Below are 23,872 nucleotides of genomic sequence, written 5' to 3'. Positions count from 1 at the left end.
CCCAAACAGCCCTTTGTCGCAATCATATTGATCGCAGCAAAGGGCTGTTTAACGTCATAATTTGTGTAGTTTAACTTTAATCTGCCGTGTCTGGGTTAGCGACGATCAACACGTCACAAGCCGCATTCTCCACGACAAAACTGGCGACAGAACCAATAAACATCCGGCTGACCAGCTTCTTGCTGGAGCGGCCGATCACGATCAAGCTGGTTTGATAATCGCGTACTGCATCAATGGCGATCACGCTGCGCGGCGAGCCGAAGCGAATATGCGGCTTGGCATCGATGCCTTGGGCCAACAACGGCTTCAACACCGCGTCCAAGTCCTGTTCGGCATGCTGTTCGGCTTCGTAAAGCAGCCGGCCGTCGACGCCGCCGACTTGACCAAATCCCGCCCCATATTGGCGAGTATCGATGACGTGAAGCACATCGATACCCCACCCGCGCTCTTGGGCGATGGCAGTGGCGCGCTGCAAGGCACTATCAGAAGAATCGGAACCGTCTATGGCAACCAGAATACGATCATGACTCATGGCAATCACCCCTTCAATACTGTTATAACACACTGCACCAAGCGTTGACTACCACAACTAATCTTGACGCGGTTGCGCCACTAAAGCTTAAACCAGCCTAGTAGTAGCGGCTGCGGTTGCCGAAATTCAACTTGGCCACGATCGTGTTGGGATCAGATTCACTAGCCGGCTGGATCCACAAGCCCAACCCATCGATGGTTTTGAGCATATAATTGGTCACTGCGATTTCAGCTTCAGCCGGATCAAGGTCTAACCCACCAGCTTCAGCGGCAGTCATGGCATCATCCAGCTGAAAAATCACGGTATCCGCAAAAGACGTTGCCAATTCCTTGTACAAATCGTTCAACCGGCTTTGAATGTACAGCTTAACGGCAGTGAATGCTTCAGTATTTTGCGCCTGTAAGTCGTAGTACCGCGCAACCAACTGATTGTTATCAATTTCCATTGAGAATTCCCCCTGACACGGTCATAAGCCCCCTTGGCTTGTGACTCGGATATTGTTAAGGTAAGTGTACCCCTTCTATATTCTGGCGGATAGATATATCGCCAAATTTGTCCATTGAAAATCATACCATAGTTTTCACAAAAGATTCTAACGTAAATTCAATGAGAAGTTAATGATAAAAACCCCACACAAAAAGTAAGTCGTGTATAATTAACAAGCGTGCTGCAAACATGAAGCTCAAAGCAGAACAACCCGCACTCAGCGGGGTCACTCACAAGGAGGAATTATTTTGTTAAAGAAGACGTTACTCGCCATCGCCGGTGTGGTCCTTGCGGTAGGATTGGCTGCTTGTGGCCAGAAAACCAGCAAACCTGATTCAAGTTCAGGTGTATCAAGCGAGTTAGTCACCAAAGGGACTTTGACGATTGGCTTGGAAGGAACCTATCAGCCTTACAGTTACCACAAAGATGGCAAGCTGACTGGCTTTGAAGTTGAATTGGGCAAGCAAGTTGCCAAGCAAATGGGCCTCAAGCCGGTATTTGTTGAAACCAAGTGGGATTCACTGATCGCAGGCTTGGATGTCAATAAGTACGACTTGATCTTAAACAACGTTGCCAAAACGCCAGAACGCGCCGCCAAATACGCCTTCACCACGACGTACACTTCAGGCAAATCGCAACTGGCAGTGAAGAAAAACAACACCACGATCAAATCGATCAACGATATCAAAGGCAAGAAGATGGCCCAATCTGTCACTTCCAACAACGCCGCGAACGTTAAGCAATTAGGCGCAACCATTGTGCCAGTCGACGGCTTCGCCCAATCAGTCGCCTTGATCGAACAAGGCCGTGCAGATGGTACCGTCAACGATGCCGCATCGTTTTATTCTTATTTGCAACAAAAGCCCAATGCCGATATCCGGCTGATCTCAGTAGGCGATGCGATCACGCCAACCCCTGCGCGCGGGATCTTAGAGAAGAAAGACACCGCCTTGAAAACTGCGGTTAACAAAGCCTTGAAGACGCTGAAAACCAACGGCACCACGGCTAAGTTATCCAAGCAATTCTTCGGCGGCGACGTCACGAAATAAAGCTAACAGGAGGCCCTTATGTCCACTTGGACGATCATCACCAAGTCGCTGCCAGAGTTAATGGTTGCGATGCTTAAATACACTATTCCATTGACCTTGATCTCTTTTGCCTTGGGGCTGATCTTAGCCGTGATCGTGGCATTGGTGCGCATCTCAGAAAGCAAGAATCCCGGGATGCGCGCCGCCAAGGGCCTCGCTTGGTTCTATGTGTGGATCTTCCGCGGCACGCCGCTTTTGGTGCAGTTGTTCATCGTTTTCTTTGGCTTGCCTGCCTTGAAGATGGACGGGCATGCGGTGATCCAACTGAACGCTTGGACAGCCGGGATCTTGACGTTCTCACTGAATACCGGCGCTTATGCCAGCGAAACCATTCGCGGGGCGATTTCAAGCATTCCGCGTCCGCAATGGGAAGCCGCTTATGCGCTGGGGATGAAGCGTTCAATGGTGTTGTGGCGCATCATTTTGCCGCAAGCGGCGCGCGTGTCCTTGCCGCCTTTGAGCAACTCGTTTATCAGTTTGGTCAAAGACACCAGCTTGGCCAGCGGCATCACCATCATCGAGATGTTCCAAGTGTCGCAGCAATTCGCCGCGATGTACTACAACCCGCTGGTTTCATATTCACTGGTGGCTTTCATCTACTTGATGTTGTCAACATTGCTGACGATTTTGCAACGCTACTTGGAGCATGTCACCAGCCGCTATGTGCAACGTTCACAACAATTCTAAGGAGGAAATATGCTTAAGTTAACCCATATCAATAAAGACTTCGGCAACGGCCACGGCTTGCATGATGTGACTGTCGAATTTCCTGCCAACCAAACTACCGTGATCGTCGGCCCCTCCGGCTCTGGCAAAACGACCTTGCTGCGCGCCATCGACTTTCTGGAACTGCCAGATGCCGGGCGTTATCAATTTGATGACTTAGACTTGGACTTAGCCAAGCCGCAAACCAAACAAGCGGTGCTGCAAGTTCGCCGCAAGCTCGGCGTGGTTTTTCAAGGTTACAACTTGTTCCCGCACCTGAATGTCTTGGCCAATATCACCGAGGGCCCGGTGCATGTCAAAGGCCAAGCCAAAGCACAAGCTCAACAACGTGCCCGTGATCTGCTGGCGCAAGTGGACTTAGCCGACAAAGCCGATGTGTATCCAGATCAGCTGTCTGGCGGGCAGCAACAGCGCATCGCCATTGCCCGCATGATGGCCATGGATCCAGAATACATGTTATTTGATGAACCAACTTCGGCTTTAGACCCGGAACTTGAAGTATCAGTGCTCAAGGTGATCTTGGCTTTGGCCAAAGCGAATAACTCGATCATCATCGTGACCCACAACATGGCGTTTGCCCGTGGGGTGGCAGACAAAATCGTCTTTGTTGAAGACGGTCAAATCGGCTATGATGGCGACGCGGCGCACTTCTTTGACTCAAGCGACGCGCGCATTCAAAGCTTCTTGGCTGCCGGGACATTTGATCCTGATCGCGCCTGACCCGCTTTACTTAGCAAATTAATGACCCTCATGACAGGCTGCAATCTGTCATGAGGGTCATTTTGCTTTGAAAAAGCAGCAAGCGCGCGGTGATTGCGGTGTTGTATACTAAAGACACCAATAAAACCCAGAAAAGAGGACGCTTATGCCAAATACGTTACCACCACGTTCGGCGGTGGATCCCAACAGCACTTGGGATCTGGCTGCCATTTATGCCACTGAGGCTGATTTTAATCAGGCGCTGCGCCGCCTCAAGGAACTGTGCGCTGATTTCACGCGGATCTATGCCCAGCGCCTTACCGAAGTGCCGGTAATTTTAGATGCGCTGGACGATTATGCCAATATTTTGACGATTCAAGATCACTTATATCACTACGCCAGCTTGCCGCAATCCGCAGACACCACCGACCCAACCGCAAGCGCCCGCATGAAACGCGTTGATCACGCCTTGGCGAAAGCTGACGGCCAGCTGAGCTTTGTTGAAGCCGAGTTGGTGCAATTGCCTGATACGACTTTGGACCAAGTGGCGGCCGCTTCCGGTGATCATGCCGCATTTATCCGCCATATCAAAGCCGCCAAACAACAAAGCCTTGCTCCGGATGCCGAACGCGTCTTGGCGGAACTGGCCCCAACTTTAGCCGCGCCAGAAGCGATCCGCAGCCAGACGATTTTCGCTGATATGGACTTTGGCAGCTTCACTGCCAACGGTCAGACTTACCCGTTGTCGTTTGTGTTATATGAAGAAGAATACCAAAAGCATCCAGATGTCAACGTCCGCCGCGCGGCTTATCAACAATTCAGCGCCGTGTTGGCCAAATACCAAAACACCATGGCTGCCGGCTACTACGCTCAAGTCGCCAAAGAGAAAACCTTGGCCACGATGCGCGGCTACACTTCGGTGATCGATTACCTCTTGCATGAACAAGAAGTCCCGCATGCGATGTTTGACCGCCAGCTTGACGGGATCATGACCGACTTGGCACCGGTAATGCGCCGTTATGTCACGCATTTGAAGCAGGTGCGCGGCTTGGATCGCATCACTTACACTGATTTGCAAATCGACTTGGACCCAGAATTTTCACCCAGCATCACCAAAGCTTCTGCCAAAACCATGATCGATTCTGCCATCAAGTGCTTAGGTCCAGATTATCAAGCCTTGATCGACCAAGCATTCACTAACCGCTGGATCGATTTTCCGGCCAATGCCGGTAAAGAATCAGGCGCTTTTGCCACCGCACCTTATGGGCTTCATCCGTATGTGGCCTTAAGCTGGCGCGACACGCTGCCTGCCGTATACACCTTGATCCATGAACTCGGGCATTGCGGGCAAATGACTTTAGCCGATGCGGCCCACGGGATCTTGGCGCATGAACCAAGTTGGTACATCGTCGAAGCGCCTTCGACTTTCCACGAGCTGCTGTTGACCAAGTCGCTGCTTGATTCTGCCGACTCACCGCGCTTGCGGCGCTTTGCTCAAAGCCGCTTGCTGAATGACACGTATTTTCACAACTGCGTCACCCACCTTTTGGAAGCTTATTTCCAACGCGAAGTTTACCGGCTGATCGATGCTGGGGAAAGCTTCGATGCCGCCAAGCTTAATGAATTAACTAAACAAGTGCTGCACCAATTCTGGGGCGATACGGTGGATCTGGACTTTGGGGCACCAGAATTAACTTGGATGCGGCAAAGCCACTATTACATGGGCCTGTATTCCTACACGTATTCTGCCAGCATGGTGGTATCTACCGGCGCATTCTTGCGCTTGCAAGCGGCAGATCCTGATGCCGTCAGCGACTGGTTGAAATTCTTGGCATTAGGCGACAGCATGCCGCCGATCCAAGAAGCGCAAGTGGCTGGTGTCGATATCACCACCGCCCAGCCGCTGCAACAAATGATCCATTTCCTGGATGACACCGAAAAGCAAATCGAAGCCTTAAGTGCCCAAATATAACGAGGCTGAGACATCAAGCGCTTTTAGCCAAACGCACAAGCGCCCAGATACCACGATTCTGCACTTCGAATCGTGGTATCTGGGCGTTTGTGTGACTTGGCGTTGCTTTATGTCTGGCGACTATGGGAATTATGTCTCATCCCTGTTGTTAATCGCAGAAATATCGGCTGTGGTGCAGCGCACAGCGCGGATTAAACTTTTGTCGGCAATTGGGACAACGCCCGGTGACATATTGGGCATAAGTCAATTCATGGCGACACACGCCGCACAACACCTTGGCGGCGCTTGTTGAACTTGGCACAAAAGTATGATTGCATAACGCATCGTGACATTGGTAGCATGCATAATAAGCCTGACATTGCTGACACCACAACGCAACGACGTCTTCCGGTTTATGATAATGCCGACAGCGCCCGCATGCATCAAGCTGTAAGCCGATGATTTCAGGCTTCAACTTTGGTCACCTCACCGCTGTTGAAAGTTTGCTGGCCTTGCGCAGTTTGCAAGATCAACCCGCCATCATCAGCGATCCCAGTGACTTTGCCAACAACTTTGCGCTCGCCTAACGCCAGCGTTACCTTGTGGCCGATCGTGATCGACTCGCTGCGATATTCTGGCAAGAAACTGCCGGTTTCAAAGTCTTTAGCGATGGTCATGATCTGTTGGATCAACGCCGCGGCAAACCGGTTGCGATCCACTTCGCCAGTGGCGATCGCCCCGGCTACTTTGCTTAAAGCTTGAGGAAAATGCTTAGTGGCTAAGTTTAAACCCACGCCGATCACGAAGGCGCCGCTGGAAGCCGATTCCAATTCCAACACCGCTTCGCACAAGATCCCGGCGACTTTCTTGTTGCCTAAGTACACATCATTGACCCACTTCAAGCCAAAATCTTTATCTGGGAAGAATTGGTGCAAAGTCCGCACCACCGCAGTCGCCACCCCAGTGGTCAACAAGCCGACTTTGGTCAAATCCCCGCTCACATTAGGCAACACCAAACTCAAATACAACCCAGTGGCTTTAGGTGAATAGAAATCCCGACCGCGTCTGCCATAGCCGTTGGTTTGTTCGTCTGCCAGAAACACTGCCGCTTTGAGTTGTGTTTGCGCAGCCAGCCATGTTTTGGCAACATCTTGTGTCGACGTGACACTTGGCGCCACCTTGATGGTTGCCACTTGATGCGGTGCATAGAAGTTGATCACATCAGCGTTTAACTCTGACGTGCCTTCATAGCGGTATCCTTGACTCTTGCGGGCGACGATGTTGTGCCCGGATTTGCGCAGCGCATTGATTGCTTTCCACACTGATTCACGACTTAAGTTCAGCTTTTGGGCGATTTCGTCGCCGGAATGCCATGCAGTTGCATCTTGCAACAACTCAGCCAGCACACTTTGTTTGGTTGTTTGTGCCATATTGTCACCTCGTTTTCTTCCATCATAGCACTAGTAAGCCACTTTTCGCAGCCGGCGCGCGATCACAACGGCTAAGGAAACTTTCAGCAGATCACCTGGCACAAACATCACGTTAGACAACAACGCCGCGCCAAGCCCCATGTGCGCTTGCAGCGCCAAGAAACAAGCACCTAGCGTGTCGATGACGACCACTGACGTCACAAACACCACTGCCAATTCCAGCCACCAAACACGCCTGCGTACGCCGGTTAAATCAAGTGTCCAAGCCGTTAGCGCCGGGGCGATCAGCCACCCCAGCAAATAACCGCCAGTTGGCCCGACAAAACTGGCTGCGCCGCCGCGGCCACCGGATAACAGCGGCAAGCCCATTGCCACCATCAACAAGAACACCCCAACAGCCAGCGTGCCATAGCGCGGCTTCAACATCACGCCAGCCAGCATCACCCCAAGATTCTGCAACACGATCGCCACTGGGATCACGCCTAAAGGGATCCCGGGAAACAAGCCGAGAATGATCATAAGCGCACACACCATGGCGGCTTGTAATAATTGCTTCAAGTTCTGATTTCTTTGCATGATTGTCACCCACTTATTTGAATATGGGTTATTATGCGAGCTAGTAACCAAGATGTCAATAGCAAGGTAACTAATCATTCTGTAGCATTGCCCTGAATACCTGTGTTACTGCTCAAGTTGTAAGCGCTATACTAAAGACGAACGCACATGTTTTGGAGGTATGCCATGTTTGAACAAACGTATTCTGTTACTGCAACACCTTATGATCAAGCCAGCGGATTTGGACTGATCACTGCCAGCACACCTGATGCGCCTGGCAGCTTCTTGCATAATGGCGGCTGGCTGGCCAAGCACCCCACGCGCACTTGGCACACCACAAGTGCCGGCGTGACCAGCAACGGCGCTGGTTTGCCGCTGATTTATGCCGCCACGGTGCCAACCATTGGCAATTATGCCGTCACCATCACGCTTTGTGCTTCTGCCGACACCACCGTCAACATCACCTTAGGCAGGCGCCACTTGATCGCGCGCAACGCGCCGCTTTCAGCCAACACACCGCAAACATTCACCGCCTTGACGCATGTCGGTGCGTATATTCATGCCGCCGGCGCGCAGGCTGCAACAGATCTAACCGTATATGCCAGTGTCTGCGCGATTGCTTGTGTGACACTGCTTAGCGTCACGATCAAGCAAGTCAATGTGCCAACGCTTTACATCGCAGGAGATTCGATCGCCACAGATAACGAAGCGTATGTCCCTTACGCCGTTGACGGTCATGGTTGCGGCTGGGGGCAACAGCTTGAATTGGCATTATCCGGCATCGCCATCGATAATCAAGCCCACAACGGCATGACCACCCAAACTTACCGCGACACCGGCAATTGGGCCTTGATCATGCAGCAATTGCACGCCGGGGACATGGTGCTGCTCAGTTTCGGCCACAACGATCAAAAGCGCGCGGATCTAGCGGCTTATGGCGGATATGCCACCAACTTGCGGCGCATGATCGCTTAAATCACCAAAGCCCATGGCCAACCGATATTGCTCACTTCCTTGTCACGCATCCCCGCCAGCGGCCCGCATGGTCGTTACGACAAGCTGGAAGCATATGCTGCCAGCGTCAAGCAAATCGGCGCGCAGCTCAATGTGCCAGTGATCGACTTGCACGCTCACAGCTTCGCGGCGTTGTGCCAATTACAAGGTGCTGTCAACTTGCATGATTACTTCAACGATGGCGCCCATACCAATGATCAAGGGGCCGCAATGGTGGTGTTGTGGTTGAGCCAGCTATTGCTTGAAACGCCGAATCCCTTGGCGCCTTACGTCAGCCACACCCCCCAATTACAATTGGTCACCCCAAGTGTCAAGCAGGCACGATTCGCCATTGAACAGCCTGTCGCCAAAGCGACCACTTGGGATACCACTGACCTCAACGCAAGTGATCCTGACTTGCAATATGCCTTGGCCAAGCATTTGATCGACCCAACCGTGCCGCTGTACCCTAACACCTTGATGCCGCGCGGAGATTTCTCCTATTTGCTGCCGAACTTTGCGCACCCGTTTAAGCAGCGCTATTATAGCGAATGCTTCTATGACGTCGACGCCCATGACTTCTTTGCCGATTATGTCCAAGCGGCTTTTGACGCACATTTGCTTGATCCTGCCACCACCAAAGACGGATGCGTGCGCTTGCAAGCGCCATTGACTGGCCCTGAACTGTTGAGCGTGTTGATGCGGAATCGGCTGCCCTTAAACCAGCGCAACATCAGCTTAGCCCAAGCCCAAACGATGGCGGCCCAATTAGGTATTCACTGCCTTGCCCCATTAACCCGCATCGCCGCGATTCGCACGATCGTTGCTGCGATGCGCATCGATGATGCCGGCTAGCGCTTGGCGTGCGGTCCCAATTATTCAGTAAATAGCGTACAATGTAAGGTATGGAGGTGGCTGCCATGCCAAACTTGCAGCAATTAGGATTCTTGAATTATCACCGAGTGGTCATCACCGGCATGCCTGAAGCTTTGCAGCCAGTGCTTGCCGCTTTGCCTTACACCACCACGCCGCAAGCCGACTGTGACTTGCGCGTGGTGTTTGCATTGAACTTGGCGCAATTAAAAAAAGCCTTGTCCCCGCTGGTCCAAGACCAATTACGCAAAGCCAAAGCCATGGTATATGTCTTGTATCCCGCCATCACCAGTCCGCATTACCGCGGCATCGCCCCGCATCAAATGCTTGAAGCGCTTGACGTGGCCAAAACGACTGGTGCAATTGGCACCACCGGCTTCAAATTGACCCGCATGCGCCAGTTTAACGACGATTTCATGCTGCTTGACGTGCAGCCTGCCAGTGCCAACACCACTTTGCGCATCGCCAATTATGACGCTCGAGTACCTGAATTGCATGAACGCTTGAAACACAAAACACCGCAGCTTGCCGCAACCTTCGCGCAGTTAACGCCTCATCAGCAGCGCGACTGGGCGCGCTATATTTTCTCGCCTAAGCGGCCAGTCACGCAAAACTCGCACTTTGACCAAATGCAGCTGGTATTGCAAGCGGGCTTTGCCACGCTTGAGCAATACCGCAAGGGCCAAAGCTGATGCGGGTATTGGACTTGTTGCAATTGTTGGCGGATCATCCCCAAAACACCGCAGTGCGCATTCGCTGTGAAGAATCCGTGCAAAACATTGCCGATTTCACCACCCAAACTGCCAATGAACAGCCGCAGCTGGTGATCCATGCCAAAACCAGCGGTAAACCGCTGAAAGTCTGGGAAGTCATCATGTTGCTGGACCAGAAAACTTGGCGCCAGCACTATGTTTATGTTCAAGAAGGCGCTGCTTTGCGGCCCTTGTTTGGCGTGCAAGAACGCGCCGGGCAACTGATCATTAACTAATGCAGGCCCAACCGCCCCACTGCTTCGATAATCGGCTGCACCGCCGCTAACCCCGTGTCACAAGCATGATCGCCGCTGCCTTGCAGCTTCAAGCGCAGTTTGATCTGCAGCGGCAAAGGCGTCAGGTCTTTGCGCCCGCGCAAGTAGAAAAACTGCGGCGCCAAAGGCTCACAGTGGCGAATACTCATGGCCCGCACCCGCTGCGCCTCGCGACTGGACAAATTGGCCACGCCGGTACCAAAAAGCATCACTTGCTGCGGCAGCAAGGTATGAAACTGGCGATAGAAACTGCGAAAGCCGGCGACGCGATGGTTCAACACATGCCCGCCATACACCACCAACTCACAATTTAAGAAATCTTCTGCCGTGATAAAAGCGCGATCGACTAATTCGCCATGCAGCCCCTTGGCCACCCACAAAGCAAACTGTTGGGTGAAGCCGTGTTGCGATTGATAAACAATAACGATCCGCGCCATGATGTGCCTCCTTCGTGTCTGCTGCTACTTTAAGCTTAACAAACCGCCGGCTGCCCATTCAAGCATCAGCCATGGTATACTTACCTTATCCACGCAGGGATCGCACATTGATTCGATCAGGAGGGACAAATATGGAAATCACGCGCCATGGCACACCTCAAGCAACTAACGGGACACCGCCTGCAGTCGGGCATTTGCTGCCGACTTTCACCGTGGTTGATGCCCAACACCAACCATTGACCAACACCGCATTCACCAGCCATTACAGCTTGATCAGTGTGGTGCCGGACATCAATACTCGGGTATGCTCGTTGTCGACCAAGCAATTCAATCAAGCAATGGACGGCTTTGAAGCCGTGAAGTTCTACACGATTTCGACCAACACCATCGATCAGCAACAAGATTGGTGTGCTGCAGAAGGTGTCGATCACATTCAACTGCTGTCTGATGATGACGCCCATTTTGGCCAAGCAATGGGCTTATATGTCGCCGACAACCACACCGACGCCCGCAGCGTCTGGATCATCGACCCGAATGGTAAGATCGCCTATCGCGAATTAATCATCGAACAAACTGAAGAACCAGATTATGGCAGTGCCTTAGCGTATCTGGAAGCCCACCGCCAGCATTAATGTCAACCTCAAGCAACGCAAACAGCTCTGCGCCACGATTCACATGAATCGCGGCGCAGAGCTGTTTGCATTGCTTGATGGCACAAGACGATGTGCTTGCTGTCTTATTTGAGTTCTAGAAACCTTGGATCAACATCATGATGATCGGCACCACGATCACAAACAGCACCGTGGATAAGGTCACAACGTTAGTGGCATATTCCACATCGCCATGGCCTTGGTTAGCCAAGATCGGCAACACAGCCAAACCAGGTGCTGAAGCTTGCACGATCAAAGTCTGTGCTTCCATGGATGGCACACTGAAGCCGGCATTGCGGCCCAACACGATCAACAACGTGATCAACACTGGTGCCATTACAAAGCGCCCTAACAACGCCAAGATCGAATCACGATCAAAGCGGATCGCGCCAAAGCCGGCTTTAGCCAAGATGATCCCAATGTAGATCAAGGACAATGGCGTAACCAGCGAGCCTACATAATCAAATGTGTTCACGGCAAAGCCTAACCATTTGACATGGACGAACGGAATGTTCAACAGCAAGAAAACCAAGGCCACCAAGAAGCCTAATAATGGCGCTGGCAGCAATTTCTTCCAGTTGAACGCCCGCTTGTCACTGGCGTTAGCGTCACGCGTCGGATCGTCCCATTCCATTAAGAACGCACCTAGCGTCCAAGTCGACACGGTATTCACCACATAATACATCAAGAAATACGGCGTCGCCTTGTCACCAAACAAGGCCAAGTTCAACGGCAAGCCAATAAAGATGGTGTTGGCATTGACAAACATGTTGATGAACGTGCCGCGGCGGCCTGGCCGTACCTTGAACAATTTCACCAAGATGAATGCCACAATGTAGCCTAAGATCACGGCCCCAAAGCCGTACACCAGCCCGGCACTTAAACTGACCAGCTTCTTTAAGGTCAAGCGTTCCAAGACAGAAATGAAGATCGAAGCCGGCAAGGCCACCTTCATCAATAACGTTGATACAGTCCCACCAAAAGCATCATCAAACCAGCCTTTGCGCTGCAGGATATACCCCAAGGCAATGATCAACACGATGGTTAAGACACTTTGGATCGATGTGGTTAATGCAGTCATGCGCATTTTCCCCCTTTATACTTAATTCAAACGCGCAATATCTTGCGTTTGAACTTCCCAACTTAAGCCTGAATTCGGCTTTAGTCTTGCATTTCAATGTCCAGTGGCTGATATTCTGGCTGCCACTGCATGTCACTAACTGCCTTAGCCACATCTTGGATCGGTTCTTGATTCAAGCCATCGGCAACGGCTTGTTTGGCCACCGCCATTGCCACTGTCTTGGAGAATTGATCCAACTTGGTCACAGGCGGCAATACTGCAGCGCCTGGTTGCGCTGGATCAACAATGCCGCCTAAGGAATGCGCCGCAGCCGAGATCATGTCATCTGTTAACAGCGAACTGGCAGCAGCGATAGTGCCTAAGCCCAAACCTGGATAAACCAAGGCGTTGTTGGCTTGGCCGATTTCATAAGTGACGCCTTTATAAACTACCGGTTCAGCCGGGATCCCGGTGGCCACCAAGGCACGACCGTCACTCCAAGCGATCAAGTCTTCAGCTTTGGCTTCCGCCAGCTTAGTTGGATTGGACAACGGGAAGATGATTGGGCGCTTGGTGTGGGCGGCCATTTCCTTGACCACAGCTTCGGTGAAGGTGCCAGGCTGCGTTGACGTGCCGACTAAGACATCAGGATGCACGGCACGCACCACGGCTTCCAGCGTTGTTAAAGTTTCCGGCTTGGCAAACTCACTGCGCTTTCTGGCAAAAGGTTTCTGGGCTGGCGTTAAGGTCGGATCATCATCAAACAACAAACCTTGCTTATCGACCAAATAGAAATGCGCTTTGGCTGTGGCTTCATCCATGCCTTGTTGTAAATATTCTTCATACACCCGCGCTGCGATCCCAGCTCCGGCAGTGCCGGCGCCATAGCTCAGGTACACTTGATCAGTCATCTTCTGCTTGGAGATATTCAATGCCCCAAGCATCCCGGCCAAAACAATGATGCCAGTACCTTGAATGTCATCATTAAAGGTGGTGATCTGATTCTTGTATTGATCTAAGATATCCGCCGCATTAGCGCGCCCGAAATCTTCAAAATGCAGATATAATTTGGGGAACAATTCTTCTGCCGTGGCCACAAACTTGTCGACAAATTCGTGATACTTGTCACCATAAACCCGCGCATGGCGGTTGCCTAAGTACAAGTCATCGTTGCGCAATTCTTCGTTGTTCGTACCGGCGTCTAACACCACTGGCAACACTTGTGAAGGATCGATGCCGGCAGCGGCGGTATACACCATCAGCTTACCCACGGCAATGTCGACCCCTTGCGTGCCCCAGTCGCCAATGCCTAAGATCCCTTCGGCGTCGGTGACTACCAGCAAGCGAATGTCGCGGCCATTAGCAGAATGGCGCAAGGCAGATTCGATGTCATCTTGAGCATCGATGGACAAATATGTCGCATTCTGCGGTTCAACAAACAGCGCGGAATAATTCTCAATGGTGTCGGCGATCGTCGGATCATAAACCACCGGCATGAACTCAGCGATATGTTCGGAAAACAGCTTGTAGTATAAAACATGGTTGGTGTTGAACAGCTGCATCAGAAACAAGCGCTGTTCCAACATGTTGGCTTTGCTTTGATATTGGGCATATGCTTGGCGTACCTGTTGGTCCAGCGTTTGGATCGCGCTTGGCAGCAAGCCGTTCAAGCCGTATGCATCACGCTCAGCTTGGGTGAACGCTGTACCTTTGTTTAAGAATGGGTCGTGTAATAATTGTTGTGCTGTATATTTCATCATATGCCTCCGTCTGGATTTGATTACGAGATTCAGCATACACGCCATAAAAAAATATAGTCAAACCGCCAAGTTGTGATAAAATTCGTTTATATGAGGAGGCGCCGCAATGAATACACGCGACCTGGAATACTTCGTGGCCTTAGTCGACGAAAAAAACTTTTCTCAAGTAGCCACACGTTTTGCCGTGACGCAACCGACCATCACCATGGCCTTGAAGCGGCTGGAAAGCGCCTTTGCTATTCAGCTGATCGACCGCGATCAAAGCCATGGCCAACTCACCGTCACCCCTGCCGGCCAACAACTGTACACCAGAGCAATGGTGATCATCAACCAGCTGCACTTGGCTGAAGTGGAATTAGGCGACATGCGGCAATCTAAGATCCGCTTTGGCTTGCCGCCGATCAATGGGGCGTTTTATTTCCCAACGCTGGCACCGCGGCTGATGCAAGCCCACCTGATGGACCGGATCGAAACGGTTGAAGCAGGCTCTGAGAATTTGTTGACTGCTTTGCGAGCAGGTCATTTGGACATCGCATTGCTCGGCGCAGACGGGCCGCTCAATGCCCCAGACCTGGATGTGCGGCCGGTGACCAATGTGCCGTTTACCATCGTGATGCCCAAAAACCACCCGCTGGCACAACAGCCGGTGTTGGATTTTGCACAGCTGGTTGATCAGCCTTTTGTCACCTTATCAGAAGGTTTTGTACACACCAAAGCCTTGGCGTGGTTCATTGCCCACGCCGGCATCCATCCCAGCATCGTCTACCGCACGGCCAATGTCACCTTGCTCAAGCAAATGATCCATGAAGGCGTCGGCATCAGTTTCTTGGCGCAATTGGCAGTGACCAAGCAAGATGATCTGCGCTGCATTCCTTTGCAAGCTGTAGATCAGCCGCAGTTTTGTATTTCCGTGGTGACGCGCCGCGGGCAAGTTTTCAGTCCTCAGATGCAGCAATTACTCAATATTCTGAAATAGGAGGCGCTTTTGTGCGTATAGAAAATGATTCCTTAGGTCCCGTCGAACTGCCTGATGATGTCTGGTGGGGACCGCAAACTGAACGTTCCTTACATAATTTCACCACTGGCCCGACCATGCCTGTGGCTGTGATCCGCGCATTGATCGTCATTAAGCAAGCCGCAGCCAAAATCAACGGCCAAAGCCGCACCATCCCCCAACCGATTGCCGACGCCATTGATCTGGCTTGCGATGCGCTGCTGGCGCTAGACGATGCTGCCTTGATGACGCGTTTTCCATTGCGCGTGTATCAAACCGGCTCTGGCACGCAAACTAATATGAACGTTAATGAGGTCTTGGCGCATCAAGCCAGCACGCATTGCGATCAGCCGGTGTTGGCCAATGACCATGTCAACTGTGGCCAAAGTTCCAACGACACTTTTCCCACAGCCATGCACATGGCAGCTTACCCGGCACTCACGCAGGTCTTGACTGCTTTAGACGGCTTGATCGACCAGCTTGAAGCCAAACAAGTGGCGTATTGGCACACGGTCAAGCTTGGGCGCACACATTTGCAAGACGCAACGCCATTGACTTTTGGCCAAGAAGTCTCAGGTTGGGTGGCAACTTTGCAACACGATAGCCACACCATGCGCCTCTTGCAGCCGCAATTATTAGCCTTGCCTTTAGGCGGTACTGCCGTTGGGACTGGGTTAAACACCACCCCTGAAACCACCCGCGCGATCATCACCACGATCGCTGATTTGACCAAACACCCTTATACCGCCATGGCCAACAAGTTTCACGGCTTGGCGGCCCATTCTGAATTAACGCTGGTCCATGGCGCCTTAAAGACGTTAGCGACGGATCTGTTGAAGATCGCCAATGACATCCGCTTCTTAGCCAGCGGCCCGCGCGGCGGTTATGGCGAATTAAGCATTCCCGCCAATGAACCTGGCAGTTCGATCATGCCAGGCAAAGTCAATCCGACGCAAGCTGAAGCATTGACCATGATCGCCACGCGAGTGTTAGGCAATGATGTCACCATCGGCATGGCCAATTCACAAGGCAACTTCGAAATGAATGTCTATAAACCGGTGATCATTGCCGCATTCCTGGAATCATGTGACTTGCTGGCTGGCGGCGTCGATCAATTCACCCGTTTGTTGGTCCAAGGCCTCACCGCCAATGAAGTGCGCATGCGCCAATTGGTAGACAACTCCTTGATGCTGGTCACCGCCTTATCGCCGCATATCGGTTATGAAGCCAGCGCCAAGATCGCCCAAGCTGCCCAAGCCAGCGGCAGCACCTTAAAAGCCGCAGCCTTAGCCTCAGGCAAAGTCACGCAAGCACAATTTGCCGCCTGGGTAGATCCTTTAAAACTCACTAATAGCTAATCAATAACGCCTGGTGCCGCCTGAAACAAGCAGCACCAGGCGTTATTCGGCGCGACGGTGTTAGAAGTAATCCTTGCGCTTCAACAGCCAAGCACAAACGCCGCACAACACGCCGATCAATGCCAACAAACTCACAAATCCCCACACCCCGTGATTCAGTGGCAGCCAGGTGTTCATCCCCCAAATACCGGCCACGATCGCCGGGATGGTCATAATGATCGAAACGCTGGTCAAGACCTTCATGATCTGATTGAGGTTGTTGCCCACGATCGCCGAAACAGCGGTGTTATATTGATCTAATAATTCTCGGCTGCAATGCGCCACCGTCAAGGCTTGTTCGCATTGGACATTTAAGGCATGCAACCGATACAAGTGCTCAGGGCTGGTGAAGAATCTGGCACTGGCTGAAAGTTTGTCCGTCAGCGTTTGCGTTTTGCTCAATGCGGCGTCAAAATACACCAACGACCGTTCCAAGGCAATGATCTCGTACAACAATGTGTTGCGGCTGGCTGTGGCCAAACGGGCTTCCATCGCTTTGGTTTGATGATCCATCGCATCCACATCGGCTTGAAAGGCTTCTAACACAACTTGGATCAGCGCCAACACCAGATCTTGCGCATCAACAACGCGTGGCGTATGGGCAATGAAGGCATCTACCACTGGCAAAGGTGCCTGCTCGATGCTCAACAAGTGTTTGGCATCGACGATCAGTGCCAGCGGCTTGGTTTCATACACGATATCGCCTTGCGCATTGTGGGTGACTGTTGGCACCCGCAACACGATCAACGCCGGATGAGTCGCCCCGGCATGCACCCCGACAGCTCGCGGTTCTTCATGCACATCAAGGCCCGCGGCTAAATAGTCAAATGGCAAGTCATTGGCCCGATCCAGCGCAGTGAATTCTGCATCACTTGGTGCCACCACCCGCTGCCAAGTCGCGTTATTTTCTGCAGGCGTCAAGCGCCCTTCAACAAGCTGATAATTGGTTTGCATCCGCTTCACCTCAGCTATATTCTACTCGATTAGAAGGTCTTAAGAAAGCTGCGCAACGCGGCGGATTCGTTGTACAATGAATGTTATCGAAACCTAACGGAGGAAACTATGCGACGACGTAGAAGACGAAAGACGCATTGGAGTATTTGGCTGTTATTGATCGGCTTGCTCGCCATCGCGCTTGTGACTTTGTTCTTGATCCATCGCGGCGCCAAAGTCCAAGGCCCCAATGATACAAGCATTGGGTCGACCAATGTGATCGACACGACGCCTACCACGAGTGCTGGTACCTACACCGCCAGCGGCAGCGCAACCGATCCTGATGGCGAGGCCTTGACGGTCAAGGTATATTTGACTTTGACCAGCAAGCACCGCTTCTCACGCGAGCTCAAGATCCAAGGCGATTCTGTGCGCATGATCGTTGACGCCGGCACCTATGCGAAAACCGCTCACACCTTGAAGCTGCGCAGCACCAATGCTGTGGTGTTTCAATACCAAAGTGTCAACCACATGAACAACCAAATGCCTGCTCGCAAGTCACGCTATGGGACCAACCACAGCGCCTATCCAGCTTACTTAACTAATGTGCTCAACAATACCATCTCCACCAAAGGCGCCGCGCCGAGTGCATACGCGTATGGCAACAAGCACTTAAAGCTGAGCATTAGCGGTGCTGTGGTGCCTAGTGTCAATGAAGCCATTGATGAACAAGCCGAAATCCAGTCGCATTCCACCGCAAGCACCGCTCAAGCAGCCAGTGCCACATCAAACAGCAGCGCGGCTTCAAGTGTTGCATCTGCCAGCAGCGCCTCAAGTGCTTCAAGCAGCAGCCACTTAAGCGTTGAACAAGCCCAAGCCTTGATCGAGGCCAAATATCCGCCTAGCGACTACACCACAACGGCCATGGGTGAACAAGCTGGCACCTTCAGCTTCGTGGTCATCAACAAACAGACTCGCCAGAACCAAACGGTGACTGTTGATCAAGACGGCACGATCCAATAATACCAAGCTCAAAGGCCAAGTGCCCTTGAGTTTTTTTGTTGCCAGAAATCGTCGATTCTCATCATTTTCACCATTGCTATTCATTGAGGCGAATTTGCGCTACACTAAAAGCAACTTATTGATGAAAGGATCAGACATTTGACTGCATTTCTCTCAAGCGTCTTTGGCGTCCTCGAGATCTTGATCTTGATCGCCATTGGCTACATACTAACTGCTGTAGGCTGGCTTGATGACCGCTCCAGCCGGATCATTGCCAAAGTCGTGACCCAAGTGGCCTTACCGGCATATATGATCGTCACCATCACCAGCGATTTCACTGCTAAACAATTGCTCACCATTTTGCCTGATCTGCGCTTTCCGCTGTTATCGATGGCGATTTTGTTCGGGTTGTCTTTCGGCGTGTGCCGGGCTTTGGCTGTACCCAAAGGCCGCCGCGGGTTGTTTAAGTCCATGTTCTTCAATTCCAATACCGTCTTTATCGGATTACCGGTGAACATGGCCCTGTTTGGTCCGAAGAGCCTGCCTTATTTGCTGGTGTATTACATGGCCAACACCACCATTTTCTGGACGATCGGCGTGTATTTGATCCAAGCCGATGGTCCCAAGCCTGCCCATTTTGACTTAACCAAAATGCTCGGCAAAGTCTTCTCACCGCCGCTGCTGGGGTTTATCATGGGCTTGATCTTGGTGTTGTTGCGCATTAAGCTGCCGGATTTCTTGGTCAGCGACTTAACTTATGTGGGCAACCTAACGATTCCAGGATCGATGTTTTTCATCGGTATTTGCATGCGCCAAGCCGGGCTGCACAACATTCGCTTCAATAAAGAGCTGCTTGGGGTGTTTGCCGGGCGCTTCGTGATTGCGCCAATCATCATGTATTTACTGGTGTTTGCCGCACCGGTACCGTTATTGATGAAGCAGGTATTCTTGTTGCAATCCGCCATGCCGGTAATGACCAACGCGCCGGTTGTGGCCAAGTTGTATGGTGCCGATGCATCTAACGCATCGATCACCGTCAGCGCCACCACGATGTTTGCCATGGTGGTGATCCCAGTCGTGATGCTGGTCGTCAACACGCTCCATTAAGGAGGAATACTTATGCGCGCGATGATCGCCTTGTTGTGTTTGGTTTGCTTGGCTGGCTGCGCTTCGACCAAGCCGGCTGCTTCGCCAAGTCCTGGCGCCAATTCCCAAAAGATCAAGCCTGCAGTCAAGCCCAAGACCAAAGTCACCAAAGCTTCCGCAGATGACTTAAGCGGCCACGCCTTTGTCAACGTCAGTGACCACAGCCAAGGCCTGGTGTTCACCGCCTCAACATCTGGCTACTTCATGGATCGTCAAGCCAGCCAAGCCGGCGCAGATTTCGCCACGACTCAAGCAGGGATCTTTGAGGCCACGCTGACGGTGTCAGGCATGACTTACACCATTCAAGGTACTGCACAAGCCAACGCAGCCAGCAACCAGGTGCAATTTAAGAAAATATCGAATACCTTGATCCAACAATTACCCAATGGGCCGCGTTACAAACGCGTCAAACATGACGACTTAAACGCCGTCTCAGCGCCTTAAGTCCAACGGCCAACCTGAACTCAAAGCGGGTGCGCCCAGTCACACAAAAGGCTCTGCACCACGATTCGTCCTGAATCGCGGTGCAGAGCCTTTTGTGTGACTGGCGTGGTAAAATGTCTCGCGACGATGTGCCTAATGGCATGCCTACTGGGCGCGGCAGAACAAGTGAGATGACAGCTTTTCCGACATAATATAACTGATTTATATAAATATTATCTCAATGTAATTGTTAATATATTGTTTTTACATTGGCGGCTTGTCGAAATGTATCTTATCTGTTACACTATGCTTACATTAAGATCAATAGCACTCAACTTAACGGAGGACAACTGAATGAAGCATTTCCTGATCGCAGCTGGCGCCTTAGCGCTTGCCGTAACCGCCTATGCCGCTACCCCCGCAGCAGCCGAAGCAAAAGATTCCACGGCAACCGTAACGATCGTCGATGATCCCCAAGCCGGCCAATTACAACTCGCCTCTGTGCCGAGTTTCGATTTCAAAGCAGTCACCGCGTTATCGATTTACAATGGCTTCACCAAGAATGCCATTGCAGCCAGCGGCGATTTAAAGATTATCGATGGCCGACCATTGGATATCCCAGAAGGCTGGAATTTGACCATCAAGTTAGGTCAATTTACCGCCGGCGCCAACAACACCCTTGCGACCAGCACTTTAAGCCTGCACACCCCGCAAGACGCCACTTTGGCCTTAGCTGGTGAGCTGACTTCTAACGGCCAAACCCTCAGCTTGGCCAGCACGAACAAGCGCGGTACCTTGACTCAAGCAGCTGGCACCATCAGCGCCGATTTGAACCAAGCGGCAACGCCTGATGCCCAAGTGAAGAATGGCGACTTATACACCGCTGATCTCACTTGGACGCTTAATGCGCAAACCTCTCCTGCGCCTGCACTGTAAGTTTCTGCCGGACGCATGCGTCCGGTTTTTTTTAGATAAAGGAGCCTTTCACTTGAAACGCGGATTACTGGCTGTGTTGTTTTGTCTCTTCTGGATCGCCCCGACACCGGTTGCTGCCGCCGGTGCTGAATTCACCGTCACCCCCAACACCACCGGCTCCAGTGCTGCAGGCTATTATCAATACCGCCTGCAGCCGCAAACCCAAACAACTTTGACCGCCACCATTCACAATACCGCAGCTGCAACGCAACGATTTAATGTCAATATCATTGATGCCGGCGTGTCCAGCAGCGGTCAATTGCTGTATACGCCAGGCGCTAACTTGACTGCCACCACCGGACCTACGTTGGCGAGTATGGCAACGCCGCTTAAACAAACCGTCTCAGTCGCCGCACACGCCAGCAAAACAGTGCAAGTAACTTTGCGCGTGCCGCAAACCTCCTGGTATGGCGAACGCCTCGGGGCCTTAAGCGTCGCAGCCATCCCCGCCGCAGGCAAGCAAAGCGGGCTTCAAAACCGTTTCGTCTTGGCAACCCCTTTGCATCTGACTATTGCCCATGTTGATGAAAGCCGCCCCAAATTAACGCTAAGCAACACCAAATTAAGCCAGCGCAATGTCACAGCAGACTTAGCCAGCCACACGGCTCGCTTATTTGGCGGCATCACGATCCACAGCACCTTACAAAACAGCGCCAAGCAAACCTTAGCCTCAGCCACGATCAAGAATGCGCAAATGGCGCCTAATGCGATCATGCCGCTGCGGCTTCCGGTGACTAAAGCCTTGACTGCCGGCACGTACACCTTGGTGATTGACTTAACGTCTGGCAAACAACATTATCACCTGACTGACCACTTCACCATCACTGCCGCTCAAGCCAGCCGCACTGACATGGCCCAGCCTGCTGTTGCATTGGCTTGGTGGGTATATGCGCTGATCGGCTTGGTCATCAGTTTGCTTGGGGTGATCGGGTGGCTGTTGTGGCAGCAAAGGAGGGCCAAGCATGACGCAAATTGACCATTCCACGCTGTGCTTGCGCGTCGTCACAGACCCTGCGCCAGTGGCACCGGCTGTGATCGCTACGCCGACTCAACCGGCTTTGCCGCATACCAATAGTACAGCGCAGCCAAGCATCGGCGGCTTAGGTTTAGGCGTGTTGGCTTTGGTGGCATGGTGCGCCGGGTGTAAGAAGCTGCTGGCACTGGTTGCTTGTGCGCTGATGGGACTTTGGCTGACACCGGCTGCGCCGCTTAAAGCCGCCGTGCTGCCAGACTTGAATACTGTCAAAGTCGCGCAATGGGACACCAAACCGCTGCAAGAAACGATCATCGGCGATGGCCCCATCGGCGGCTTTGACGCTGACACGTTTGCCGCTGCGCCTTTTACGATGGCTAGCAAAACGGCGCATGAGTTCTACTTGCGCTACCACCTCGGCTTTGGCGAATACGCGATCTTGCCGAAGTTGACCTTGCGGATTTGGCAAGTCAGTGCCCAAGCCAATGGCCAATACACTGCCACCACAGTGTTTAACCAAACCGTTGACTCGCGTTATGAAGACGGCTGGACCTTGCATGCCCTAGCCGAATTTCGCTATGTCCCAGATCATTCTGGTTGGTATGCTTATCAATACAACGCTTCAACTGTTTATGATCGCGAAGATCCTCACCGCCCAGTCGCTTCCAGGCTCAATTGGTTTGCGGCAACCACTTCAGCCACCAGCTTAACGCTGAACACCCCGCAACACATGCTATATGGCCAACAAGTCCCGATCAAAGCGACCATTACACCGCTAGAGGCGACTGACCCGATCAAATGGCTGCCGGCAAGCGGCTTCAGCCTCACTGCTGCGACTGACAATACAGCCACGTTAACGGCGCCGCCTGACAATTTGGTCAACACCAATATCAATAACCCAGGCTTCAGTCGCGTCATGGCCGCGCAAGCCGGCAAGATCACTACCACCAAGACGATTTGGCTCGGCGGGCTGCAGGCTTATGCCGGCCCATACGACAATATCCCTGCCAGTGGTTTACACTTCGCCCCGGCGAGTTTAAGCTTAATGAACTTGCCGCCTGGTAATTGGCGTTATCACTGGGAGCTGGTTGACACGTATCGCGCCGCTGATGGCAGTATGCAGGCTAACCTCAACAATATTTTGTCGCTGAACAACTTCGGCGATGTGCAAAACGCTGAAGGCGAAACCGCTAAGCTCACTGACTTCGCCGTGGCTTTTACCATCAGCAAAACCGGCGGCTTGCTGCAGGCCATGATGGCCAGCGCGACCCCCAAAGCCATCCGACTGAAACTCGATCCGGTGTCAGGCGGCAACTCGCTGTATACGAATTTCGCGTCGATCGCCATTTCGCCGCCTTTAGGCACCTTGGCGCTGAAGCAGGTCCCGACAGCTTTTGCGTGGCAGTATTCGGCGTTGGAGCTTTACGATCATCTCACCAAAACCGTTTCGGCCAGTGGCAGCTTGATCGTTGAAGACACGCGCACAAACGGCAGCTGGCAGTTAACAGCGGCGCTATCGCCAACGGATTTTCCATTCGCTTTGACTTTGAATGACTTCAACAAACAACTGTCTAGCACCCCGACAATTTTGGCGACTGGCGGCAGCGCTGGCTTATCAATATCCCATCCGCAAGCAACACTTACCCCCAAACCAGTGATCACCAGCACCGATTCCCAACAAGCCACGATCACATGGACCTTAACGCAAACGTTCCCTAGTGCGCCACTGTCGTAAACCAACCTCAAAAAAGCGCTGCACCAC

General features: G+C 52.3%; 26 protein-coding genes. 17 read left to right on the top strand and 9 right to left on the bottom strand.

Annotation, left to right across the window (positions count from 1 at the left end; translation table 11 throughout):
• Positions 1-76 precede the first annotated feature (76 nt).
• Positions 77-532 carry a universal stress protein gene (locus ACGG90_RS07175; protein WP_390407697.1) on the bottom strand — a complete coding sequence of 152 codons (456 nt, stop codon included), beginning with the start codon at positions 530-532 and terminating at the stop codon, positions 77-79.
• Positions 533-629: 97 nt separating this feature from the next.
• Complete coding sequence (locus ACGG90_RS07170; RefSeq protein ID WP_390407694.1) at positions 630-977, bottom strand: hypothetical protein; 348 nt, start codon at positions 975-977, stop codon at positions 630-632.
• Between the two features lie 289 nt (positions 978-1,266).
• On the opposite strand from ACGG90_RS07170, the gene ACGG90_RS07165 reads away from it, so the two are divergent.
• The 4 genes from ACGG90_RS07165 (at position 1,267) to ACGG90_RS07150 (ending at position 5,503) form a co-directional block, all read left to right on the top strand.
• Complete coding sequence (locus ACGG90_RS07165; protein WP_390407693.1) at positions 1,267-2,067, top strand: transporter substrate-binding domain-containing protein; 801 nt, start codon at positions 1,267-1,269, stop codon at positions 2,065-2,067.
• A gap of 18 nt (positions 2,068-2,085) precedes the next feature.
• Positions 2,086-2,793, top strand: a complete 708-nt coding sequence (locus tag ACGG90_RS07160; RefSeq protein ID WP_390407690.1) for an amino acid ABC transporter permease — start codon at positions 2,086-2,088, stop codon at positions 2,791-2,793.
• Positions 2,794-2,802: 9 nt separating this feature from the next.
• Positions 2,803-3,552: an amino acid ABC transporter ATP-binding protein gene (locus tag ACGG90_RS07155; RefSeq protein ID WP_390407688.1), complete on the top strand. Its 750-nt coding sequence runs from the start codon at positions 2,803-2,805 to the stop codon at positions 3,550-3,552.
• A gap of 145 nt (positions 3,553-3,697) precedes the next feature.
• Positions 3,698-5,503: a M3 family oligoendopeptidase gene (locus ACGG90_RS07150; protein ID WP_390407685.1), complete on the top strand. Its 1,806-nt coding sequence runs from the start codon at positions 3,698-3,700 to the stop codon at positions 5,501-5,503.
• Between the two features lie 148 nt (positions 5,504-5,651).
• Here the strand turns inward: ACGG90_RS07150 and ACGG90_RS07145 are convergent, their stop codons facing one another.
• Genes ACGG90_RS07145 through ACGG90_RS07135 form a run of 3 tightly spaced genes read right to left on the bottom strand, consistent with a single transcriptional unit; the run spans position 5,652 to position 7,488 of the window.
• On the bottom strand, positions 5,652-5,957 hold the full coding sequence (locus tag ACGG90_RS07145) for a CHY zinc finger protein (protein WP_390407682.1): 306 nt from the start codon (positions 5,955-5,957) through the stop codon (positions 5,652-5,654).
• Entirely contained in the window at positions 5,947-6,912 is a 966-nt protein-coding gene (locus tag ACGG90_RS07140) for a biotin--[acetyl-CoA-carboxylase] ligase (RefSeq protein ID WP_390407679.1), read from the bottom strand. The genes ACGG90_RS07145 and ACGG90_RS07140 overlap by 11 nt, the downstream gene beginning before the upstream one ends.
• Positions 6,913-6,942: 30 nt before the next feature.
• A complete protein-coding gene (locus ACGG90_RS07135; RefSeq protein WP_390407675.1) occupies positions 6,943-7,488 on the bottom strand; it encodes a biotin transporter BioY in 546 nt (181 codons plus the stop codon).
• Between the two features lie 165 nt (positions 7,489-7,653).
• Between ACGG90_RS07135 and ACGG90_RS07130 the strand changes: the two genes are divergently transcribed.
• From ACGG90_RS07130 to ACGG90_RS07115, 4 genes are all read left to right on the top strand, one after another.
• A complete protein-coding gene (locus ACGG90_RS07130; RefSeq protein ID WP_390407672.1) occupies positions 7,654-8,442 on the top strand; it encodes a hypothetical protein in 789 nt (262 codons plus the stop codon).
• A gap of 27 nt (positions 8,443-8,469) precedes the next feature.
• Positions 8,470-9,315 (top strand): hypothetical protein, encoded by an 846-nt coding sequence (locus ACGG90_RS07125; RefSeq protein ID WP_390407668.1) that lies wholly within the window; start codon positions 8,470-8,472, stop codon positions 9,313-9,315.
• 65 nt (positions 9,316-9,380) lie between these two features.
• Positions 9,381-10,025 (top strand): YdeI/OmpD-associated family protein, encoded by a 645-nt coding sequence (locus tag ACGG90_RS07120; RefSeq protein WP_390407665.1) that lies wholly within the window; start codon positions 9,381-9,383, stop codon positions 10,023-10,025.
• Positions 10,025-10,321, top strand: coding sequence for a hypothetical protein (locus tag ACGG90_RS07115; protein ID WP_390407662.1), 297 nt, complete (start codon positions 10,025-10,027; stop codon positions 10,319-10,321). Before ACGG90_RS07120 ends, ACGG90_RS07115 begins: the two co-directional genes overlap by 1 nt.
• Here the strand turns inward: ACGG90_RS07115 and ACGG90_RS07110 are convergent.
• Entirely contained in the window at positions 10,318-10,797 is a 480-nt protein-coding gene (locus tag ACGG90_RS07110) for a flavodoxin domain-containing protein (RefSeq protein WP_390407660.1), read from the bottom strand. The genes ACGG90_RS07115 and ACGG90_RS07110 overlap by 4 nt on opposite strands.
• Positions 10,798-10,928: 131 nt before the next feature.
• Between ACGG90_RS07110 and ACGG90_RS07105 the strand changes: the two genes are divergently transcribed.
• The gene (locus ACGG90_RS07105; RefSeq protein WP_390407658.1) at positions 10,929-11,429 is read left to right on the top strand and encodes a thiol peroxidase; all 501 of its coding nucleotides are present in this window, start codon (positions 10,929-10,931) and stop codon (positions 11,427-11,429) included.
• Positions 11,430-11,544: 115 nt separating this feature from the next.
• Here ACGG90_RS07105 and ACGG90_RS07100 read toward each other — a convergent pair whose 3' ends face one another.
• Positions 11,545-12,528 carry an AEC family transporter gene (locus tag ACGG90_RS07100; protein WP_390407655.1) on the bottom strand — a complete coding sequence of 328 codons (984 nt, stop codon included), beginning with the start codon at positions 12,526-12,528 and terminating at the stop codon, positions 11,545-11,547.
• A gap of 80 nt (positions 12,529-12,608) precedes the next feature.
• Entirely contained in the window at positions 12,609-14,303 is a 1,695-nt protein-coding gene (locus ACGG90_RS07095; RefSeq protein WP_390407652.1) for a malolactic enzyme, read from the bottom strand.
• Between the two features lie 70 nt (positions 14,304-14,373).
• On the opposite strand from ACGG90_RS07095, the gene ACGG90_RS07090 reads away from it, so the two are divergent.
• Complete coding sequence (locus ACGG90_RS07090) at positions 14,374-15,243, top strand: LysR family transcriptional regulator (protein WP_390407650.1); 870 nt, start codon at positions 14,374-14,376, stop codon at positions 15,241-15,243.
• Between the two features lie 11 nt (positions 15,244-15,254).
• Positions 15,255-16,619, top strand: coding sequence for a class II fumarate hydratase (locus tag ACGG90_RS07085; protein WP_390407648.1), 1,365 nt, complete (start codon positions 15,255-15,257; stop codon positions 16,617-16,619).
• A 60-nt stretch (positions 16,620-16,679) separates the two neighbouring features.
• On the opposite strand, the gene ACGG90_RS07080 is transcribed toward ACGG90_RS07085, so the two are convergent.
• Complete coding sequence (locus ACGG90_RS07080; protein ID WP_390407646.1) at positions 16,680-17,612, bottom strand: magnesium transporter CorA family protein; 933 nt, start codon at positions 17,610-17,612, stop codon at positions 16,680-16,682.
• A gap of 108 nt (positions 17,613-17,720) precedes the next feature.
• On the opposite strand from ACGG90_RS07080, the gene ACGG90_RS07075 reads away from it, so the two are divergent.
• The 6 genes from ACGG90_RS07075 (at position 17,721) to ACGG90_RS07050 (ending at position 23,845) form a co-directional block, all read left to right on the top strand.
• Positions 17,721-18,614, top strand: coding sequence for a hypothetical protein (locus tag ACGG90_RS07075; RefSeq protein ID WP_390407643.1), 894 nt, complete (start codon positions 17,721-17,723; stop codon positions 18,612-18,614).
• Positions 18,615-18,752: 138 nt separating this feature from the next.
• On the top strand, positions 18,753-19,700 hold the full coding sequence (locus ACGG90_RS07070) for an AEC family transporter (RefSeq protein ID WP_390407638.1): 948 nt from the start codon (positions 18,753-18,755) through the stop codon (positions 19,698-19,700).
• Positions 19,701-19,712: 12 nt separating this feature from the next.
• On the top strand, positions 19,713-20,183 hold the full coding sequence (locus ACGG90_RS07065; RefSeq protein ID WP_390407634.1) for a hypothetical protein: 471 nt from the start codon (positions 19,713-19,715) through the stop codon (positions 20,181-20,183).
• Positions 20,184-20,516: 333 nt separating this feature from the next.
• Positions 20,517-21,098 (top strand): WxL domain-containing protein, encoded by a 582-nt coding sequence (locus tag ACGG90_RS07060; RefSeq protein ID WP_390407631.1) that lies wholly within the window; start codon positions 20,517-20,519, stop codon positions 21,096-21,098.
• Positions 21,099-21,150: 52 nt separating this feature from the next.
• On the top strand, positions 21,151-22,113 hold the full coding sequence (locus ACGG90_RS07055) for a WxL protein host-binding domain-containing protein (protein WP_390407628.1): 963 nt from the start codon (positions 21,151-21,153) through the stop codon (positions 22,111-22,113).
• On the top strand, positions 22,100-23,845 hold the full coding sequence (locus ACGG90_RS07050; protein ID WP_390407625.1) for a hypothetical protein: 1,746 nt from the start codon (positions 22,100-22,102) through the stop codon (positions 23,843-23,845). Before ACGG90_RS07055 ends, ACGG90_RS07050 begins: the two co-directional genes overlap by 14 nt.
• Positions 23,846-23,872 lie beyond the last annotated feature (27 nt).

It is taken from the genome of Lacticaseibacillus jixiensis (assembly GCF_042847315.1).
Lineage (GTDB): Bacteria > Bacillota > Bacilli > Lactobacillales > Lactobacillaceae > Lacticaseibacillus > Lacticaseibacillus jixiensis.
This window is presented reverse-complemented; position numbering and strand designations above follow the sequence as displayed.

What these genes read in the sequence shown, in the direction of transcription:
- ACGG90_RS07175 (WP_390407697.1), bottom strand. Translation starts at nt 532, where the DNA reads ATGAGTCATGATCGTATTCTGGTTGCCATAGACGGTTCCGATTCTTCT.
- ACGG90_RS07170 (WP_390407694.1), bottom strand. Translation starts at nt 977, where the DNA reads ATGGAAATTGATAACAATCAGTTGGTTGCGCGGTACTACGACTTACAG.
- ACGG90_RS07160 (WP_390407690.1), top strand. Translation starts at nt 2,086, where the DNA reads ATGTCCACTTGGACGATCATCACCAAGTCGCTGCCAGAGTTAATGGTT.
- ACGG90_RS07155 (WP_390407688.1), top strand. Translation starts at nt 2,803, where the DNA reads ATGCTTAAGTTAACCCATATCAATAAAGACTTCGGCAACGGCCACGGC.
- ACGG90_RS07150 (WP_390407685.1), top strand. Translation starts at nt 3,698, where the DNA reads ATGCCAAATACGTTACCACCACGTTCGGCGGTGGATCCCAACAGCACT.
- ACGG90_RS07140 (WP_390407679.1), bottom strand. Translation starts at nt 6,912, where the DNA reads ATGGCACAAACAACCAAACAAAGTGTGCTGGCTGAGTTGTTGCAAGAT.
- ACGG90_RS07135 (WP_390407675.1), bottom strand. Translation starts at nt 7,488, where the DNA reads ATGCAAAGAAATCAGAACTTGAAGCAATTATTACAAGCCGCCATGGTG.
- ACGG90_RS07130 (WP_390407672.1), top strand. Translation starts at nt 7,654, where the DNA reads ATGTTTGAACAAACGTATTCTGTTACTGCAACACCTTATGATCAAGCC.
- ACGG90_RS07120 (WP_390407665.1), top strand. Translation starts at nt 9,381, where the DNA reads ATGCCAAACTTGCAGCAATTAGGATTCTTGAATTATCACCGAGTGGTC.
- ACGG90_RS07115 (WP_390407662.1), top strand. Translation starts at nt 10,025, where the DNA reads ATGCGGGTATTGGACTTGTTGCAATTGTTGGCGGATCATCCCCAAAAC.
- ACGG90_RS07110 (WP_390407660.1), bottom strand. Translation starts at nt 10,797, where the DNA reads ATGGCGCGGATCGTTATTGTTTATCAATCGCAACACGGCTTCACCCAA.
- ACGG90_RS07105 (WP_390407658.1), top strand. Translation starts at nt 10,929, where the DNA reads ATGGAAATCACGCGCCATGGCACACCTCAAGCAACTAACGGGACACCG.
- ACGG90_RS07100 (WP_390407655.1), bottom strand. Translation starts at nt 12,528, where the DNA reads ATGACTGCATTAACCACATCGATCCAAAGTGTCTTAACCATCGTGTTG.
- ACGG90_RS07095 (WP_390407652.1), bottom strand. Translation starts at nt 14,303, where the DNA reads ATGCTGAATCTCGTAATCAAATCCAGACGGAGGCATATGATGAAATAT.
- ACGG90_RS07090 (WP_390407650.1), top strand. Translation starts at nt 14,374, where the DNA reads ATGAATACACGCGACCTGGAATACTTCGTGGCCTTAGTCGACGAAAAA.
- ACGG90_RS07080 (WP_390407646.1), bottom strand. Translation starts at nt 17,612, where the DNA reads ATGCAAACCAATTATCAGCTTGTTGAAGGGCGCTTGACGCCTGCAGAA.
- ACGG90_RS07075 (WP_390407643.1), top strand. Translation starts at nt 17,721, where the DNA reads ATGCGACGACGTAGAAGACGAAAGACGCATTGGAGTATTTGGCTGTTA.
- ACGG90_RS07065 (WP_390407634.1), top strand. Translation starts at nt 19,713, where the DNA reads ATGCGCGCGATGATCGCCTTGTTGTGTTTGGTTTGCTTGGCTGGCTGC.
- ACGG90_RS07060 (WP_390407631.1), top strand. Translation starts at nt 20,517, where the DNA reads ATGAAGCATTTCCTGATCGCAGCTGGCGCCTTAGCGCTTGCCGTAACC.
- ACGG90_RS07050 (WP_390407625.1), top strand. Translation starts at nt 22,100, where the DNA reads ATGACGCAAATTGACCATTCCACGCTGTGCTTGCGCGTCGTCACAGAC.